This window comes from Erwinia sp. MYb416, assembly GCF_037479575.1.
GTDB classification, from domain to species: Bacteria; Pseudomonadota; Gammaproteobacteria; order Enterobacterales; family Enterobacteriaceae; genus Erwinia; species Erwinia rhapontici.
Map to the genome: position 1 here is coordinate 1 of NZ_JBBGYT010000359.1, position 884 is coordinate 884.

The following is an 884-nucleotide window of genomic DNA, read 5'->3' on the forward strand; positions in this document are numbered from 1 at the left end:
GGGTTATGCCATAGTGTACGCGCTGTCGTAATACGCCAGCTGGCAAACGGTTCCGTGACGATGGCCGCTGACCATGCCGCAGTGAAATCAGTCATGGTTCCCCCGGCGCAAAACGCGATAAAGACGCGGCGGCTGCCCGGCACGCCAAGCAGCGAGCTGCGGCATGCGACGGCAAACAGGGCGCAATAACCTTTGCAGCGCGGTGCGCCATTCGGGTAGCACCACCACATCCATCGGCAGCATAACCCGTCCTTCACTCCATTCGCTAAGATAGCGCGGCGGCTGCTGGCATTGCAGCATACGCCAGCCGTCGCGATTGATAGCCGCCCACGTGACATAGCCAATCAGGCTCTGCTGGTCGTCATGCAGCAAATGATAGTTGCCGGCGCGCACGGCATACAGCAGGTTTCGGCTCTGCTCGGCGCTGGTCGCAAGCTGTACAGAGGTACGTAACGTATAGATTTTGCCCAGCGCGGCGTAACGCTCTTCAGTTTTTTCCATTATTTTCCCTTTGTCGCGGCGCCAATAGCGCGTAACACAAACAGCGAAGCGATAAAGCTGACGAGTACACCATAAGCGACACTGATTATCTGTATCCTGCCGCTCACCACCAGTGGAAACACCAGTTCGCGCGCGTGGTCGAAAGTCGTAAAGGTGATGCCGTTGAACAACAGCATACTCAGTAGCGAACCAGCCAGTGAGCCCGTCAGACCAAGCAGGACTATCTGACAGAGGTAGGATGCGCCGATAACCCGGCCGAACCCCAGCAGTAGCAGCATCGCCAGCTGATCTTGCTGATTAACGATTAGCGATTCGCAGAGTGCGATAATGCCGACCGTCACCGAAACCGCCGCCAGCAGTGAAAAGAGCAGTCCAAACCCCAA

Annotated in this window: 2 protein-coding genes; both read right to left on the reverse strand. The window is 57.0% G+C overall.

What is annotated here, in order from left to right; genetic code table 11:
- Positions 1 to 87: 87 nt before the first annotated feature.
- Positions 88 to 501, reverse strand: a complete 414-nt coding sequence (locus WH277_RS05265; RefSeq protein ID WP_339458468.1) for a hypothetical protein — start codon at positions 499 to 501, stop codon at positions 88 to 90.
- Positions 501 to 884: hypothetical protein (locus tag WH277_RS05270; protein WP_339504830.1), on the reverse strand; the 384-nt coding region annotated here is incomplete at its 5' end. The genes WH277_RS05270 and WH277_RS05265, both read right to left, overlap by 1 nt.

Coding starts and splice junctions, on each gene's coding strand:
- WH277_RS05265 (WP_339458468.1), bottom strand. CDS start 501: ATGGAAAAAACTGAAGAGCGTTACGCCGCGCTGGGCAAAATCTATACG.